Below are 17,345 nucleotides of genomic sequence, written 5' to 3' on the forward strand. Positions count from 1 at the left end.
CAATGACGAGGGGTTCCGGGGAGGCTTAGCTAATCAAACTTTTACGACGCGACAATTTCAATTTGATGAGAGTCCTACTGCCGTATCAAACGACGTCGGAATTTACACTTTGGGCATGCAACAGTCCCCCGTACATGCCCATTAGTGTGAATAGTATGCTTTAATCAAGTTTGACATAAGTCTCTCTAATGATTCGATCTACACCTAGCGCCTCAATTTTTTCTTTGCCTTCTTGAATCAACGTATCTCCTTTGATGGTCAATTCAAATTCGAAGGTATTGCCTTCCCATTGCCTGGCCGTACAGTATTCCAAATTTTCAATATAGTGCCCGTCCATGTAGCTATAAGAACCACTACCCGAACCATACTTGATATTCAAACTGTCCGTGCCTTTAGTCAGATCGTGTTGGAAAAAGGCGAAGTAATTTTGGTTGATCATCTTGATCCCTTTCATGCCAATGGTATAATCTGTGAATACCGTATCCTCGCCGGTAATATTTTCAGCAGATAACAATTGCCAAGTGCCCTCAATAGGACTTCTTTCATTAGAAACACTTTTCTGCTCTGGTGTGCAAGCACCCAGAGCAATGAAAAGTACAAAAACAAAACATCTCATTTATTTCGTGATTAAGGTTTGCATGGCGCGAGCCGGAATCGTGATTTCGACTGCGTCCATTCCGATATACATTTTATAAGTAATAGCCTCGTCTAGAGGATTCATCACCACAGTTGCTAAACTACCATCTTCGTTCAAAAAAGACGTACTCAAGAGCTGACTTCTGCTACTGGCTGTACTCACTCGCGAAGCTTCAGGTTTGATGTACTTCGAAAAGTGACCAATATAGTAGTAAGTAGGCGTGTATATCAGTTCGCCCGTTCCAGTATCCGCATGTATCGGTGCAAAACAAAAATTACCCACATGGTTAGGTCCTCCCGTTTCATCCAAGAGGATATTCCAATCGGTCCACCCTACCGTGCCTTGGTTGAAATCATTGATCATCGAGCGGCCATATCTTTCGGCATTAGGCCAATATTGATATTTGGCAGCGTCAAATCGTTCATTGCAGCCTTCTGTGAATAATAAGTTCTTAGTTGGGAAATTTTCGTTGACCATTCTTAGATTTCCGAAGTTTGGATCAGCTCCTGTCCAGGTTTCGTACCAATGAAATCCAATGCCCCAAGCATATTTGGCTGCTTCTGGATCACCGAAAATCGTATTGGCTCTGTTGACAATTAAATCACGGTTATGATCCCACACCACAATATTTTTGTCACCCAAACCTTCTTTTTCCATGATTGGACCCAAGTGATCTCTTAAGAAATCTCTCTCGTCTTCGGCTGAATAAATACAAGACTCCCAAGTCTGTGTAGCCATCGGTTCGTTTTGAATAGATATACCCCAGATCGGCATGCCTTCCGCTTCGTAAGCCTTAATAAACTTGGTATAATAAGTGGCCCAAGCATCACGATATTCTGGAAGCAGTTTTCCTCCTTGAAGCATGTGCTCTTTCCCTTTCATAAAAGCCGGTGGGCTCCATGGCGTCGCATACAGCATCAGCTCTCCTCCAGCTGCCTCTATAGCTCTTTTGATCATTGGGATCTTGAATTCACGATCGTGTTTGATATCAAAAGTTTTCAGCTCTTTGTCTCCTTCTTCAACATACGTATAGCTGCCACTACTAAAATCACAGCTGTGAATATTCGTTCTCGAAAGCGAATAACCTATGCCCGACTCTTCGTTGTAATAGGCTTCCAGCAGTTCTTCCTGTTTTTCTGGTGAGAGTTTGGCGAAAGTCTCAGCCGAGGCATCAGTAATCGCCCCACCTATCCCTAGCATTTTCTGAAAGGTTTTGTCTGGGTTTACGAAAATCGACCATTCAGTTTCTTTAGGTTGTTCTGCCTTTGCAAACGAAGCTTTAGCTGTCTCCGTGAGTCTCAAGTCGGAATCCTGAGCCGTTGTGACAATGATCACTTCTTTGTCTGCTACGGAAAATTTAGCAGGCGCTACTGAAGCTTCCATGGTTTGAACTTCTTGCTTGGGCTGACAAGCAAATGCGGCTAAGGTCAGTACTATACTTAATATTTTCCGATTCATGATCGTGATTTTTTACTAATTGAAATTTTGATCTTTTTAGAAATGTCGTTGGATGCATTGCCAACATACAGGTAGTAATCGCCTGGCTCTACAACCCACTCTGCTTTTGATTCATCATAATAGGCGAGGTCTGCTACATTGATAGCTACCGATCCCGATTGGCTTACGTCTGCCGCGATATTCAGTTTTTGATAACCTTTTAGTTCTTTTAATGCTCTTGGCACTTTTGATTTGACCTTACCCACATACACTTGCACCACTTCAGCACCAGTGAGTGGTCCGTCGTTTTTGACATCGTATGAAACGGTAATACTCTCGTTGGCCGCATACACCGATTGATCCGCTTGGATATTCGAAATAGTGAAATCTGTATAACTCAATCCATAACCAAAGGCGAACTGAGGCGCTATTTTCTTCGTTTCGTGCCAACGATAGCCCACTAGGATATCCTCTTTATATTCTTGCATGATGCTATCCCCTGGATAGGAAATCTCACCAAAGGCGTGAGCGCCATTGTCCTCCAGTTTTTTAGGAAATGAAAAAGGCAATTTGCCAGATGGATTTACATCACCAGATACCACATCGGCTAGTGCCTGTCCAGTCATCGATCCTAAGTACCAAGCCTGAATCAAACCTTTGGCTTTTGGCAACCATGGCATGGCTACAGCATTGCCACTGACCATCACTACACCTAAGTTTTTATTCACGGCGTACAACTCATCAATAAGCTCTTCCTGACCGAAAGGCAGATTGTAGATCTTTCTATCGCCACCTTCACAATCTTGGTGATGGTTTTTATTCAGTCCGCCTACAAACAATACCACATCAGCTTCTTGTGCCACTTTTATGGCAATAGCTTTCAAGGAATCTGCGTCATAGGGAGAAGGATTGACCCGAGCATAGGCTGGTGCTCCTGAGGCATAGCCCATGGCATACATGATCTTTGCGTTTTTGTATCTGGCTTGAATACCCTCTAATGGTGAAACCTCAAACTGCGGTTTCAATTCAGAAGATCCACCCCCACGGGTCATCATGCGTGTGGCGTTTTCTCCAATGACCGCAATCGTGAAATTAGCTTCATCTTTGATTGGAAAAATATCCTCTTTGTTTTTCAATAACACAATACCCTCTTGAGCTACTTTTCTGGCTACTTCATGATGAGCAGTCGTATTTACACTACCCAAGGGACGATTAGGATTTAGGCTGGTTCTATAGATGAGTCTTAATATTCTTCGGACTTTATCATCTACTACAGACTCTTCTACTTCTTTGTTTTCGATTATCTCCAAAAAGGGTCCTGCGAGGTAATAGTTTTCATAGGCATTTACTTTCGAATAGGTCAACCCGTTAGTACCGGTGCCCATTTCAATATCCAGACCATAGAGCGCCGATTCTTTGGTGTCATGAGCTCCTCCCCAATCGGTCACTACCACACCATCGAAGCCCCAGTCTTTCTTCAGAATTTGATTGAGCAAAATCTCGTTGTGGCAGCAGTGTTGACCTCGGAACTGATTGTAAGCGCCCATAATTGACCAAGCCTCGCCTTCTTCTACAGCAGCCTTGAAAGCAGGTAAATAGATTTCGTAAAGCGCTCGATCACTCACTTCTACATTGATATGATCTCTCCACAATTCCTGATTGTTGAGCGCATAGTGCTTGACACATGCCGCGACACCATTCTTCTGCACGCCTTGAATATAGGGTACCACCAATCTGGACGCCAAATAGGGGTCTTCTCCCATGTACTCGAAATTTCTACCGTTCATAGGTGTACGATAGATATTGACACCTGGGCCTAATAGAATATCTTTTTCTCTATAACGAGCCTCCTCACCTACTGCCATGCCATAGGCATAAGACAAAGAATCATTGAAGGTTGCTGCCAAACAGGTCAGCGCTGGAAATGCCGTTATAGAATCGTTGGTCCAACCGGCATACGCCCAGCTGTCCCAGCTGATTTCGGCACGTACACCGTGCGGTCCATCCGACATCCAGACTTCTGGTATCCCTAATCGAGGTACACCCGGTGAACTAAACTTGCTTTGTGCATGACACATCGCTACTTTCTCTTTGAGTGTAAGTAAAGGAAGGATGCTGTCTATCTTAGATTCGATCTGTTGATCAGTGTATTGCCCTTGGGCACTACCAAACACTAGGGCTAGCAGAGATGCAATTATTACTCGCTTCATTGATTCTATTTAGATTATTAAAATTTCAATAATCTAAATTAGGTGTAATTGCCACCTATGAGGCACTAGCAATATTTCAAAAGGGGTGGGTGGATTTTACAATGACTTCGAATTCGCTCTAAATGAGCATTATTAATAAAAATATTAAAGAGGTTACTCGAAGTCCTCTTTAAATGCTGCAACAAAAAACCAGATAAGCTTCCTCATCTGGTTTGTATTTTTAAGAACAAGTGTTCTACTTATTTCAATAAAGTCTGCTTTCTATCTGGCCCTACAGATACGATGTCAATCGGCAACCCCACATGGTTTTCGATAAACTCTACATAAGCTTTCAATGAAGCAGGAAGGTCATCATAAGAAGATACCTCAGTCAAATCCTCAGACCATCCTTCGAATGATTCGTAAACCGGAGTAACGGTTCCATCATTCAAGTCATAAGGTAATTGATCAGTCAAGTTGCCTTCTGCATCCTTATATGACGTACATACCTGAATAGTTTCAAACCCAGACAATACATCAGCTTTCATCATGTATAGACGTGTAGCACCATTCACCATGATCGCATATTTCAATGCTGGTAAATCCAACCATCCACATCTTCTTGGACGACCAGTAGTCGCACCAAATTCTCCGCCATTCTTTCTTAGCAATTCACCTGTTTCGTCGTGAAGTTCGGTAGGGAATGGTCCGCTACCCACTCTGGTACAGTATGCTTTGAATACACCGAAAATATCTCCGATCTTATTCACTGCTACGCCTAGTCCGGTACAAGCAGCTGCCGTAGTTGTATTGGAGCTAGTTACAAATGGATAGCTACCAAAATCGATATCCAATAATGAACCTTGCGCCCCTTCGGCCAAGATAGATTGGCCATCAGCCAATTTCTTGTTCAAATGGTATTCACTATCGATCAATTGGAAAGTCTTCAAGAACTCTACTCCTTCCAAGAAGGCAGTTTCTAATTCTTCCAACTCAAATTGGAAATCGTATCTAGATAGGATATCTAAGTGACGCTGCTTCAATGCTTTGTATTTCGCATCGAAATCTGGACTCATGATATCTCCCGCTCTCAAGCCTACCCTTGAAATTTTATCTTCGTAAGTCGGGCCGATGCCTTTTAGCGTCGATCCAATTTTCTTGTCACCCTTGGCATTTTCATACGCACCATCGAGAATTCTGTGTGTTGGTAAAATCAACTGCACCTTCTTTGAGATCAACAGACTGTTTTTGTCGTAATTTTCAAATTTTTCTAGTGCCAAAATTTCTTTCTTGAAAATCGCTGGATCCAGCACCACGCCATTACCAATTACATTTTCAGCGCCTTTATGGAAAATACCAGATGGAATCTGGTGCAATACATGTTTGGTGTCGCCAAATTTCAATGTGTGACCTGCATTAGGTCCACCCTGGAATCGCGCAATTACATTATATTTTGGAGTGAGATAATCTACAATTTTACCTTTTCCTTCATCTCCCCATTGAAGTCCAAGCAATACATCTACAGACATGTGGTAATTATTTATTTAGTTCTTCTTTCGCTTCGACTATACTATCCACGATGGTGAATATGGCATTGAGCTTAGTGATAGCCAATAGTTTCTTTACATGTTCGGATGGGTTCACAATCACCACTTCACCGCCTTTATTTCTAAACTTGGTCAGGATTGTGATCAAAACACCAATGCCGCTACTGTTGATGTATCTCACATCTGAGATATCAACCGCGCATTTGATGATGTTGTTGCTTAACGAGTCATTTACGGCTTCAATGATTTCCGGGCCATTCTCCTCTCCAATGAGGTCGCCTTCGAAATTAATGAACACCAAGTCACCTTCGTGATTTATTTTATAATTCATAGGGTGAGTATTATTTACTTTTTGTCAGATTTTTCTTTAGCAAAGAAATACAACGAATGATGGGTAATGTCTATATCAAACATATCCTCTAGCGTTTGTTTGATATTTTGAATTCGTGGATCGCAAAACTCTAATACCTTTCCGCTATCCGCCATCAAAATGTGATCGTGCTGCCTGAAACCATAAGACTTCTCGTATTGCGCCAGGTTTTGACCAAACTGATGTCTAGTCACCAAATTACATTCCACCAACAAGTCCAAAGAATTGTACACTGTCGCACGGCTTACTCGATAGTTTTTGTTCTTCATACTGATGTACAAAGTCTCCACATCAAAATGCCCGGATTTGCTATAAATCTCTTCCAGAATCGCATAGCGTTCTGGTGTTTTACGTAAGGCCTTAGATTCAAGGAACTCGGTAAAAATATTTTTCACCTCTTCGTAAATCTTGGTCTTAGGGTCGATATGATGTTTTATTTCGCTCAATATTCGAACTTTCTAAAGCACGGTTGTTTTTCCGCGGGCAAATATAGCCTATTAAAGATATTATTTGTCATATAAATCAAAGCGACTCACACTTTCTATGCCTTCCACTTTTTTCAGCTTATCCAGCATGGTATTGAGGTGGCTGGTATCATCTACATACACAGAAATATTTCCCTCAAATATGCCGTGATCTGTGTCAATGGTCAGCGAACGCATATTCACTTTCAAATCGGTAGAAATGATAGAAGTAATATCATTGACCATCCCTATTCTATCCGTACCAATCACTTTTATTCCGGCCAGGAATGCGATTTGCTGCTGAGAGGTCCACTTGGCTTTGATGATTCGATAACCATAGTTAGACATGAGCTCAGTCGCATTCGGACAAGATGTTCTATGTATCTTGATTCCTTCACTTACCGTTACAAAACCAAAAACGTCATCGCCAGGGATAGGTTTACAACAATTGGCAAATTTGTAGTCCACCACATCCATATCCTCTCCGATGAGCAGCATATCTGCCGTACCGGTATTATGCACCTGTTTGATCGTCTTTTTGACTTCCTCAGGCCCATCCAGCATGCGCTTGTGCTTTTTAGGAGATTCCTTCTTGATCTCACTAATTTTCTTGATGTCCTTCGAATCAATTTTTCCTGAACCCACAGCAAAGAAAAAATCCAATGGACTCTTCGAGCCAAAATAGGCAACCAATCGATTGATGGTGTCATTGTTCAAGGTCAGCTTAATCTGCTTGAGCTTCCTGATTACAATTTCTTTACCTTCGAAAGCGGCCTTTTTCTTCTCTTCTTTTAGAAAATCCTTGATGCCTGACTTAGCCTTCGAACTCACGACAAACCTCAACCAATCCTCCTTCGGTTTTTGTTTGGATGAAGTCAGAATTTCAACTTGATCCCCATTTTTGAGTTTGGTGTTGATCGGTACTAGCTTATGGTTGATCTTGGCACCTATACAATTCGCACCAACCTCTGAATGGACATCAAATGCAAAATCTAATGCAGTCGAACCATTAGGCAGCGTAATCAACTTACCCATGGGGGTAAAAGCGTAGACTTCTTCTAAAAAGAGATTTGATCGGAAGTCATCCACAAATTCAATCGCAGAGATGTCATTTTGCTCGAGGGACTCACGCACACGATTGATCCACATATCCAAAGCCGATTCGTTTTCCTTGGCAGAACCATCTTTGTACTTCCAATGAGCTGCATAGCCCTTTTCGGCAATGTCGTCCATTCGGCGGGTACGGATTTGAACTTCCACCCATTGGCCTTTTTTAGTCATCACAGTGGTGTGGAGCGACTCATAGCCATTGGCTTTCGGAATACTAACCCAATCTCTCAGTCGGTCTGGGTTCGGCTGATAAAAATCGGTTACTATCGAGTATACGTGCCAACAAGCCGCTTTTTCTTTTTCTAAATCTGTATCGATAATAATCCGAATTGCGAATAGGTCGAAGACCTCCTCAAAAGGGATGTCTTGCTTTTTCATCTTCTGCGCTATAGAATAGATCGACTTGGTTCGTCCTTTTACTTCTACAGCATATCCTTGATCATTAATTGACTTCTGTATGGGTCTAATAAAATTCCTGATGAATTTATTTCGATCATCTTTGGACTCTTCTATTTTTTCAGCAATGCCGTTGTAATCGTCGGCCTCACGATACTTCATAGACAAGTCTTCGAGCTCAGTCTTGATGGCATAGAGTCCTAATCGATGAGCCAACGGCGCATATAAATAGAAAGTCTCGGATGCAATTTTGAGTTGCTTGTGGCGGGGCATACTTTCTAGCGTCCGCATGTTGTGCAATCGATCTGCCAGCTTGATGAGGATCACCCGTGTATCGCTGGACAAAGTGAGTAGCATCTTTCGGAAATTCTCGGCTTGCTCTGAAACGCTCTGTCCAGGCACCCCTGAGATCTTGGTCAGACCATCTATAATTCGCATGATCTTTGGACCAAACTCGCGTCTGATATCCTCCAACTCCCAATCTGTGTCTTCTACTACATCATGCAGTAAGGCTGATATGATTGAGGTGGTACCTAGTCCGATCTCGTTGACACAAATATCTGCCACTTCCAGAGGGTGATAGATATACGGTTCTCCAGATTTTCTACGCATATCCTTATGCGCTTCCACCGAGATATAGAATGCCTTCTTTATTTCTTTGGCATCATTATCCTTTAGAAATGGCTTGGCATGTCGAAGTAATTTTCGATAGCGACGAATAATCTCTTTCTTCTCTTCTTCTTCGTCAATTACCATTGTTGTTTCCATATATCAACCACTGTTTTATGGTATACTAATCTCCTAGCAAAGTTACGCTCAAACCCTCTCATTTTCGAGATAGAAAAAAACAAAAAATATTTCCAATCACCTATTGCCTAATTGAATTATCTTCCTAGCTTTGCACTTCCAAAAATTTCACACATGCGGATGTGGCGAAATTGGTAGACGCACTAGACTTAGGATCTAGCGCCGCGAGGCATGGGGGTTCGAGTCCCTCCATCCGCACAAATAATCACCCTCTTTCCTGTAATTGCTCAGGCTAGAGGGTTTTTAATTTTTTGAATTCATACCATAAAAGATCACGATTTTGGACATTCAATTAGATCAAATTTCGAAAACAGAGGCTCTTATTAAAATTAATTTAAAGGAGGCTGATTATCAACCCAAAGTTGAAGAAAAACTAAAGGAGTACAGCAAGAAGGCTCAGATCAAAGGATTCCGTCCTGGGAAAGTTCCTCAAAGTCTGATCACCAAAATGTACGGCAAGTCTATCCTAGTAGAGGAAATCAACCAAATGGTTTCTCACAAAGTGATGGATTACATCAAAGAGAATGACCTCCAAATCTTAGGAGATCCACTTCCAAACGCTGAGAAAGCTGCTGAAATGGATTGGGAAAATGGTAAGGACTTCGACTTTGAATATGAAATTGGTATCGCACCTGAATTTGATTTGAAGGTAGACAGCAAATTAAAAGTAGATACTTTCTCTATCAAGATCGAAGACAAATTGATCGATGAGACGGTAACTAACCTTCAAAAACAATTCGGTGAAACTACCAACCCTGATGTATCTGAAAGTGGCGATTCTCTATATGGAGAAATCGTAATTGAAGGAGACGACGAAAACGCTGCTGGAACGCTACTGGATTTCGATCACGTAGACAAGAAAGTTCAGAAAGACATGGTCGGCAAGAAAGCTGGCGATGTGATCGAGTTTGACCCTGCGAAAGCAATCAAAAACGAAGATCAAAGAAATGCATTCTTAGCTACCAACCAAGGTTTGACTGGTAAGATCAAATTCGAAGTAAAAAAGGTAAACAGAACAGCACCAGCAGAAATAAACCAAGACATGTTCGACAAGACTTTTGGCAAAGATGCTGTGAAGTCTGAAGAAGAATTCAGAGAGAAAATCAAAGTTTCGATTAGTGAAAACTATGTAAAAGAAACTGAAGGATACACTGAATTAAAAATCAGAGATAAATTCATCGAGAAAACGAAGATCGAATTACCTGATACTTTCTTGAAAAAGTGGTTGGAGCTTTCTAACAAAAACAATTTGACCAAAGAGCAAATTGATCAAGACTATCCACTGTATGCGAATGACCTAAAATGGTCATTGATCAAAAACAAAATCTCAAAAGACAATGAGATCAAAGTAGAGCATGAGGAAGTAGTAGAAGAAGCGAAGAACATGATCAGAGTTCAGTTTGGCTCTATGGGCATGTCTGAAGCGATGGAACAAAACATCGATTCATTTGCTGACAACTACTTAAAAGGCGAAGAAGGTCAGAACTACATGAAATTGAACGAAAAAGTTTTCAATGACAAAGTGATGGCTTATATCAAAGAAAATATCTCGATCAAGGCTAAAGAAGTAACAGCCGACGAATACAGAGAAAAAGCTTAAGAATAATACCTTGTTTTATAAAAACCTGTCTAGTCATCTTTTAAGGTGGTAGGCAGGTTTTTCTTTTTTTAAGAAGTTTAAAAAGTCCTGGCTTGTGTCTTCACAAGCCATATCATGAGAAACTATGGTTCGTGAAGACACGAAACCAAAGCAGTGTTTGAAATATAAGAGAAGGTAGTGCATAAAACACATAAACTTTTACCTTCGTGCTCCGTCTTTATGCAAAGCCCTTTGTATTATGGACTTTTTTAGTTTTTTTGTACTTGTATATAACACCTATTAGTAATGGATAAAAAAGAATTCAGAGATTTCGCCGTAAAAGGCCAAAACATAAATGGAAACACGTTTGATCAATACACCGGTCATATCGAAAATATGACACGTGCGGTGATCGAAGAGCGTCCAACGAACTTCCGTGAGATTGACGTATTTTCAAGATTGATCATGGATAGAATCATCTTCCTAGGCATGGGTGTAGATGACAACATTGCCAACATCATCACTGCCCAGTTGTTGTTTTTAGAGTCTGTTGATGCGAAGAAAGACATCTTACTCTATGTAAATAGCCCAGGCGGATCTGTGTATGCTGGACTAGGTATCTACGACACGATGAACTATGTGAATCCAGATGTAAATACGATCTGTACTGGATTGGCAGCTTCTATGGGAGCCGTATTACTAGCAGGTGGTGCCGCTGGAAAAAGAGCCGCATTGCCGCACTCAAGAATTATGATTCACCAGCCAATGGCAGGTATGCAAGGACAGGCTTCTGACATGGAAATTTCATTGAAGCAGACGCTTTCTGTAAAGAAAGATCTATATGACATCCTGGCGAAGCACAGTGGCAAGACCTACGATCAAATCGAAAAAGACTCAGATCGTGACTATTGGATGAAAGCTTCTGAGGCCAAGAAATATGGTCTGATCGACGAAGTATTGGAACGAAAAGCTGACGATTAATCGTTATCTTTGGGAAATTTTAAAAAAACAGAGGATATGGCTCAAGTAACCTGTTCATTTTGCGGAAGGAATAAGAAAGATGTTGATTTGATGATTTCAGGGATACATGCTCACATTTGTGACAAATGTATCGCACAAGCCAATCAAATTTTGAATGAGGAATCGAATACCAAGAGCAATCTTGATACGCCGAATTTCAACCTCATCAAGCCTATTGAAATGAAAGAACACCTCGACCAATTTGTGATTGGTCAGGACGAAGCTAAGCGAGTGATCTCTGTAGCGGTGTACAACCACTACAAGAGATTGTCTCAGCCTGCCGAAGACGATGAGGTGACGATTGAAAAATCAAATATTGTAATGGTGGGAGAAACCGGAACAGGTAAAACTTACCTGGCTCGATCACTCGCCAAAATCCTTCAAGTACCTTTTTGTATTGCTGATGCCACTGTACTCACGGAAGCTGGATATGTAGGTGAAGATGTAGAAAGCATCTTAACCAGACTTCTCCAGGCTGCTGATTATGATGTAGAAGCCGCAGAACGAGGTATTGTCTACATTGATGAGTTGGATAAGATTTCTCGTAAGTCGGACAATCCATCCATCACCAGAGACGTGAGTGGAGAAGGTGTGCAGCAGGCGCTATTGAAGCTATTGGAAGGTACTTCTGTGAATGTACCGCCACAAGGCGGACGTAAGCATCCAGATCAGAAGATGATTTCTGTAAATACAGAAAACATTCTATTTATCTGTGGTGGAGCATTTGATGGAATCACTAGAAACATTGCGAATCGTTTGAATACGCGTCCATTAGGTTTCAACAACAAGAAAACTGATACGTACGGCGAAGTAAACAAGGACAATTTGCTGCAATACATCACGGCAATGGATTTGAAAAGCTTCGGCTTGATTCCTGAGTTGATTGGTCGTCTACCAGTTTTGACACACTTGAATCCGCTGGATGACAAAGCACTTCGTCAGATATTGACTGAGCCTAAGAATGCGCTAGTAAAGCAGTATTCGAAGCTGTTTGATATGGAAGGCATAGAGATCGAATTCAAGAAAGGCGCTTTGGACTATGTAGTAGAAAAAGCTTTGGAATTCAAGCTTGGTGCACGTGGTCTGCGCTCGATTTGCGAGGCTATCATCAACGATGCCATGTTCGAACTACCTTCTCAGAAAGATGCTAAGAAGCTTGTAGTAACGAGAGCTTATGCCGAAGAGAAATTCGAAAAATCTAAGTTGAATAAGTTGAGAGTAGCGGGGTAAACAAATCTGTCATTGCCCGGCACTTGTAGAGTGTTATTCAAGTAGATTCAGCTCAAAAATATCAAAGCCCATCTCGATAGCTATCGGGATGGGTTTTTCATTTTTGATTTCGCTTCAAAAAAACCACTCATTAAATAAAACTTCAGAGTGGAAACGGCCTGGATAGGGCGCGTGGTTCTAAAGTTATTTAAAGGCAGTGAAGATAGCGAGCCGACTCCAAAAAGCCAATCCGAAAGTCATATCCGTGAGGGGAGCGATCAGTCTAGCAGTGAAAATTCCAAACCCTCGAAAGACCATGCACACCTATCTGATGTTATGAGCCTTTACTTTCCGATTTGACATTTGATAAGTTGCTTCTGTATAGAATCCAACTTTAGTTCAAGTTCATTGATTCTCAGGTTCATGGACTCTTTTTGTTCACGGGCATCAGTGTAGTTCATATTTGCAAGTATTGTTTGCTTTTCAGCTTCACTCGCCTTAATGTTAGCGAGTACAATAAAAAAGACACAAATGAGTGTTAAAATGCCTGTAATTAAGTTTCGTTTCATAGTTGATAGAATTTCGTATTGTGAAGATTTTGTAGATAGGAATATGAAACCCAAGATTAAAGTTGATAATCTTCCATATTCCAGAGCACCTATCGAATGAGCAATTACAAATTGTAATACGGCTAAGGTTTTGAGTAGTTCCAGTATTGACCATTTGTTGGACTTATTCCAAAAACGTAAAAAGTAAAATGAAGCAGCGAGAATTGAAGTGAAAATTGTTCCGACAAATACTAAGTTGAAGTTCTTCCATGGCAAGAAATCAAGGAGTTGGCAAAGAGGTATGAGACTTATTGAAATGGCCGATGCCAGTAAAAATTGTTTGTTCTTATTTTTTATAACAAATGCTAAAAAGATTGTTCCTGATAGGAGTAATTGGTTAAAAACGAATTCTGGAAACTCGGTTCTGGAAACTTCTCTTAATGCTAGCATAAGTAGAACAAAAAGTAGAAATAGGAGCAGTTGGTATTTTTCGGAAACTCTCATTTATGGCTCATAACATTTGTAAGTGACCAGTGCACTTTATACGCACTGCAACAATACCGTGATTTATATTTTTTTGATTTCCTAAAAAGAGCTGCTACTCAAGGATAGGACATTTTTGAATGAGATCAAATGGACTTGATCAAAATCAGCTATCAATAAATGAGTGGATTTCTCCGCTGTGCTACGAAATGACAAAACGCAGAAGAAGGCCGCAAGAGATTGCCACGTCGCTCCTTTGCCTATCGGCAAAGCATGCTTCTCGCAATGACGTGAGCGAGTGAGTGTACAAGAAGTTCATACCAGAGTCAAACTTAAGTACGTCTTTGCGAGGCCTACGATTCGATGGTAATCGAATGCACAACGTTGCTATCTTAATGTTTGATTAAGGACACTTTTTCACCTCCTTGCCGCACCTGTTGCGGCATCTCTCGGAAATTACAGCAGCAGTTATTTCCAGCAGATCGCGCAACAGGTGCGCGAAAGCTGTACGCTCATAGCAGAGCACCAGGATCACTTCCCTCTTAGACCAAACGTAACCTTTTACCAAATCCTCTCGTCTTGTGTTTTAGTTGTTTTACAAATAGGTAAATAATGAAATACGCATTAGGTGAATTCGAAGAGATTGTATTGCTACTAGTAGCTGCACAACACGATGAGGCTTATGGCTTGTCCATAACCAAAGCCATTGAAGAAAAACTAGAGCGATCCGTCACGCTCAGTAGTGTGCACACGGCCCTTTACCGACTAGAAGAAAAGGGTTATGTCCAATCTCAAATTGGGGGCAGTAGTACGGCACGCGGAGGGAGAAGAAAAAGGCTATTTACCATTACCGCCACAGGAAAATCTGCTTTACAGGAATCGCGGGCTTCAAGGAATCTGCTTTGGGATATGATATCAAACGTTGTCATAGAATGAAAAAAGATCATAAACCGCCTAAATGGGCAGATCGATTTTTCAGCTGGTATTGTCAGAATGAGCTGGCGGAATCTATTCTTGGCGATTTGCACGAATGGTTCGAGGATCAAGTAGACCAGAAAGGTCTCTTCCGAGCACGACTTCTTTATTGGGTCAACGTGCTGAAATTCATCAACAAATTCACACTCAAAAGAAAAAACCCATACACCACACTCAACAGCACTCCAATGATTAAAAATTATCTACTAGTGGCCATCAGAGGCTTAAGCAAAAACAAAGTATTCGCCAGCATCAATATGATTGGCCTCGCCCTCGGTCTGGCTAGCTGCTTCCTCATATTCTCCTTCGTAAAAAAGGAGCTGACCTTCGATCTATTTCACAGCAAAGCCGACAATATCTATCGGGTAACGAATCGCTTCGAGCGCCCCAATCGCACCAACCTTTGGGCACGCACCCCACCTGCCCTTGCCCCTGCCATCCGAGCAAATTTCTCTGGTGTAGAGCGAACCACCCGACTGCGTTACACGGATGACGTGCTGTATACGGTGAACGATCGATCCTTCTACCAAGGCAATGGGTTTTATGCAGATTCACTTTTTCTTGAAATGTTTGATTTTCCTCTGATAGTGGGCGACCGAAGCACAGCGCTAGACGAGCCTGGAAACATAGTATTGACAGCATCCATCGCCAAAAAATTCTTTGGTGATCAAGACCCAATGGGGCAGCTCATTACTTTAGAAAACGAAACTACATTAAAGGTGACCGGCATATTAAAACCTATACCTACAGACTCACATATTACCTTTGATCTGCTCATTTCATTTCCTACCTATGTGGTACCTGACGGATATCTAGCCGATCTTAATAGTTGGGGCTGGGCAGGATTTTGGACGTATGTTGAGTTGTCAAACCAGACCAACCTGACTACGCTACAAGCTCAAATTGCCGAGCTTTATAAAGCCAATTATCAAAATTCCACTGATGTTGAGATAGAAGTATTTCTACAGCCCCTGAAGGACCTATATCTAGGTTCGTCAAACTATTCTAACATTGGGGAGTCTATCAGAGTCGGCAATCGTTCTACCATATTGGGGTTGAGCGTTGTGGTATTCCTGATTCTCCTAGTGGCCAGTTGCAATTTCATGAATTTATCCACCGCCATGTCTTTACGACGTGGCAAGGAGATCGGAATCAGAAAGGTACTGGGCGCAGTCAGATCCCGAGTATCCAAACAGTTTTTGATTGAATCAGTCATGATCAGTTTGTTTAGCCTGGGATTGGCCTTAGTCATTCTTCTGCTTTTTGGTCCTTATTTCAACCAGTTGTTTACGTTGGAACTAGAATTTTCAAATGTTGAAATATTACAATCACTTCCCATTTTCGTCCTTGGTACGATTATCATTGGTCTGATAGCTGGTATTTATCCCTCCTTTGTCTTGGCGGCGTTTAGTCCGATTTTGGCTCTTAAAGGTTATCAAATCAGTTTCAATTCTGGTGCCTGGCTCAGAAAAAGTCTGATTGTTTTTCAGTTTGTGATCGCATTGAGTCTTATTATTTTCACAGTCATCGTAGCCTCACAGATTGAATACATTCAAACCAAATCGCTCGGGTTTGATCGAGAAAATTTGGTTAAACTTCGAATAGGTACCGAAGAAGGTCACTACGAGACACTGCGTAATAGATTGCTGGCCAATTCAAGAGTCACGGGACTAACCAAGCACAGCCATGCCTTCGACGGTTCGGCCTCTAGCGGGCCTGCATGGCTCAAAGGCCAATCCAGCAATGATGCACATCAGCTATCCTACTATCAGACGGAACATGATTTTCTCCAAGTCACCGGCGTGAAACTATTGGAAGGTCGATTTTTCTCCAAAGACTTTGCTACAGACGAAGAAACAGGCTTGGTCCTTAATCAGTCTGCCGTGACCGAGTTGGGGCTTGCTGACCCGATTGGTCAAAAAGTGAACTTTCATAATCGTGAACGAATAGTGGTTGGCGTTGTTGAGGATTTTCATTTTGGCTCATTGCACACGCCTATTGGACCTATGGGAATCGTCATGCCATTTGTGAATTTGGAGCAAGTTTTAATCAAAGTACAGGGTAGTAATTTGAGACAAACCATGTTGTCATTGGAAAGTGATTGGCACGCAGTGGCAGGTGATCTACCTTTTGAAGCCAGTTTTGTAGAAGATGGCATTCGTGCCATGTATGAAAAAGAAGAAAAGATCGCCACGTTGATTTCTTCTGCCTCTACGCTGGCTGTGATATTGGCCTGCTTAGGCCTTTACGCCCTGGTCGCCTTTTCCATTCAAAACAGACTCAAAGAAATAGGCATTCGAAAAGCATTAGGTGCACCCTTAAATCAGTTGGTCATGCTACTGGCTAAGAAGTACATACTCCTAATTCTGATTGCTAACGTGATTGCCTGGCCCATCACCTATTTTTTAGCGGCAGAATGGTTAGGCAACTTTGCCTATCGCATTTCGATAGCTCCAGCCCTTTTTGTAGGTTCAGGGATTGCATTATTTCTAATCGCCATGGTTACCATCGCTTATCAACTCGTAAAGGCTTCACTGGTAAGCCCTGTTAAATATTTGAGGAGTGAGTGATAGG

At 41.7% G+C, this 17,345-nt stretch carries 13 protein-coding genes and 1 tRNA gene; 6 read left to right on the forward strand and 8 right to left on the reverse strand.

Annotated features, from left to right (window positions below; genetic code table 11):
• Positions 1–160 precede the first annotated feature (160 nt).
• The 7 genes from R8N23_RS16135 to R8N23_RS16165 form a co-directional block, all read right to left on the reverse strand.
• Positions 161–616: a hypothetical protein gene (locus tag R8N23_RS16135; protein WP_318172644.1), complete on the reverse strand. Its 456-nt coding sequence runs from the start codon at positions 614–616 to the stop codon at positions 161–163.
• Positions 617–2,095, reverse strand: a complete 1,479-nt coding sequence (locus R8N23_RS16140; protein WP_318172645.1) for a glycoside hydrolase family 30 protein — start codon at positions 2,093–2,095, stop codon at positions 617–619.
• On the reverse strand, positions 2,092–4,284 hold the full coding sequence (locus R8N23_RS16145; RefSeq protein WP_318172646.1) for a glycoside hydrolase family 3 C-terminal domain-containing protein: 2,193 nt from the start codon (positions 4,282–4,284) through the stop codon (positions 2,092–2,094). The genes R8N23_RS16140 and R8N23_RS16145 overlap by 4 nt, the downstream gene beginning before the upstream one ends.
• Positions 4,285–4,523: 239 nt before the next feature.
• The gene (locus tag R8N23_RS16150) at positions 4,524–5,792 is read right to left on the reverse strand and encodes an adenylosuccinate synthase (RefSeq protein ID WP_318172647.1); all 1,269 of its coding nucleotides are present in this window, start codon (positions 5,790–5,792) and stop codon (positions 4,524–4,526) included.
• 7 nt (positions 5,793–5,799) lie between these two features.
• Positions 5,800–6,141 (reverse strand): STAS domain-containing protein, encoded by a 342-nt coding sequence (locus R8N23_RS16155; RefSeq protein WP_318172648.1) that lies wholly within the window; start codon positions 6,139–6,141, stop codon positions 5,800–5,802.
• A 14-nt stretch (positions 6,142–6,155) separates the two neighbouring features.
• Positions 6,156–6,626: a transcriptional repressor gene (locus R8N23_RS16160; RefSeq protein ID WP_318172649.1), complete on the reverse strand. Its 471-nt coding sequence runs from the start codon at positions 6,624–6,626 to the stop codon at positions 6,156–6,158.
• A gap of 60 nt (positions 6,627–6,686) precedes the next feature.
• Positions 6,687–8,918, reverse strand: coding sequence for a bifunctional (p)ppGpp synthetase/guanosine-3',5'-bis(diphosphate) 3'-pyrophosphohydrolase (locus tag R8N23_RS16165; protein ID WP_318172650.1), 2,232 nt, complete (start codon positions 8,916–8,918; stop codon positions 6,687–6,689).
• Between the two features lie 155 nt (positions 8,919–9,073).
• Between R8N23_RS16165 and R8N23_RS16170 the strand changes: the two genes are divergently transcribed.
• The 4 genes from R8N23_RS16170 (at position 9,074) to clpX (ending at position 12,786) form a co-directional block, all read left to right on the forward strand.
• Positions 9,074–9,155, forward strand: a tRNA-Leu gene (locus tag R8N23_RS16170).
• Positions 9,156–9,237: 82 nt separating this feature from the next.
• Positions 9,238–10,557 (forward strand): trigger factor, encoded by a 1,320-nt coding sequence (gene tig / locus R8N23_RS16175; protein WP_318172651.1) that lies wholly within the window; start codon positions 9,238–9,240, stop codon positions 10,555–10,557.
• Between the two features lie 285 nt (positions 10,558–10,842).
• The gene (locus R8N23_RS16180) at positions 10,843–11,517 is read left to right on the forward strand and encodes an ATP-dependent Clp protease proteolytic subunit (protein WP_318172652.1); all 675 of its coding nucleotides are present in this window, start codon (positions 10,843–10,845) and stop codon (positions 11,515–11,517) included.
• 36 nt (positions 11,518–11,553) lie between these two features.
• Positions 11,554–12,786 (forward strand): ATP-dependent Clp protease ATP-binding subunit ClpX, encoded by a 1,233-nt coding sequence (gene clpX, locus R8N23_RS16185; protein ID WP_318172653.1) that lies wholly within the window; start codon positions 11,554–11,556, stop codon positions 12,784–12,786.
• A 323-nt stretch (positions 12,787–13,109) separates the two neighbouring features.
• Here the strand turns inward: clpX and R8N23_RS16190 are convergent, their stop codons facing one another.
• Complete coding sequence (locus R8N23_RS16190) at positions 13,110–13,763, reverse strand: hypothetical protein (RefSeq protein WP_318172654.1); 654 nt, start codon at positions 13,761–13,763, stop codon at positions 13,110–13,112.
• A 645-nt stretch (positions 13,764–14,408) separates the two neighbouring features.
• On the opposite strand from R8N23_RS16190, the gene R8N23_RS16195 reads away from it, so the two are divergent.
• Positions 14,409–14,732, forward strand: coding sequence for a PadR family transcriptional regulator (locus tag R8N23_RS16195; protein WP_318172655.1), 324 nt, complete (start codon positions 14,409–14,411; stop codon positions 14,730–14,732).
• A complete protein-coding gene (locus R8N23_RS16200) occupies positions 14,729–17,341 on the forward strand; it encodes an ABC transporter permease (RefSeq protein WP_318172656.1) in 2,613 nt (870 codons plus the stop codon). Before R8N23_RS16195 ends, R8N23_RS16200 begins: the two co-directional genes overlap by 4 nt.
• Positions 17,342–17,345: the final 4 nt, after the last annotated feature.

Origin of the sequence: Reichenbachiella sp., assembly GCF_033344935.1 — a bacterium.
Classification (GTDB): domain Bacteria; phylum Bacteroidota; class Bacteroidia; order Cytophagales; family Cyclobacteriaceae; genus Reichenbachiella.

Excerpts from the sequence above, each read along its gene's own strand:
- R8N23_RS16135 (WP_318172644.1), bottom strand. The coding sequence starts at position 616 with ATGAGATGTTTTGTTTTTGTACTTTTCATTGCTCTGGGTGCTTGCACA.
- R8N23_RS16140 (WP_318172645.1), bottom strand. The coding sequence starts at position 2,095 with ATGAATCGGAAAATATTAAGTATAGTACTGACCTTAGCCGCATTTGCT.
- R8N23_RS16145 (WP_318172646.1), bottom strand. The coding sequence starts at position 4,284 with ATGAAGCGAGTAATAATTGCATCTCTGCTAGCCCTAGTGTTTGGTAGT.
- R8N23_RS16150 (WP_318172647.1), bottom strand. The coding sequence starts at position 5,792 with ATGTCTGTAGATGTATTGCTTGGACTTCAATGGGGAGATGAAGGAAAA.
- R8N23_RS16155 (WP_318172648.1), bottom strand. The coding sequence starts at position 6,141 with ATGAATTATAAAATAAATCACGAAGGTGACTTGGTGTTCATTAATTTC.
- R8N23_RS16165 (WP_318172650.1), bottom strand. The coding sequence starts at position 8,918 with ATGGAAACAACAATGGTAATTGACGAAGAAGAAGAGAAGAAAGAGATT.
- R8N23_RS16180 (WP_318172652.1), top strand. The coding sequence starts at position 10,843 with ATGGATAAAAAAGAATTCAGAGATTTCGCCGTAAAAGGCCAAAACATA.
- clpX (WP_318172653.1), top strand. The coding sequence starts at position 11,554 with ATGGCTCAAGTAACCTGTTCATTTTGCGGAAGGAATAAGAAAGATGTT.
- R8N23_RS16190 (WP_318172654.1), bottom strand. The coding sequence starts at position 13,763 with ATGCTAGCATTAAGAGAAGTTTCCAGAACCGAGTTTCCAGAATTCGTT.
- R8N23_RS16195 (WP_318172655.1), top strand. The coding sequence starts at position 14,409 with ATGAAATACGCATTAGGTGAATTCGAAGAGATTGTATTGCTACTAGTA.
- R8N23_RS16200 (WP_318172656.1), top strand. The coding sequence starts at position 14,729 with ATGAAAAAAGATCATAAACCGCCTAAATGGGCAGATCGATTTTTCAGC.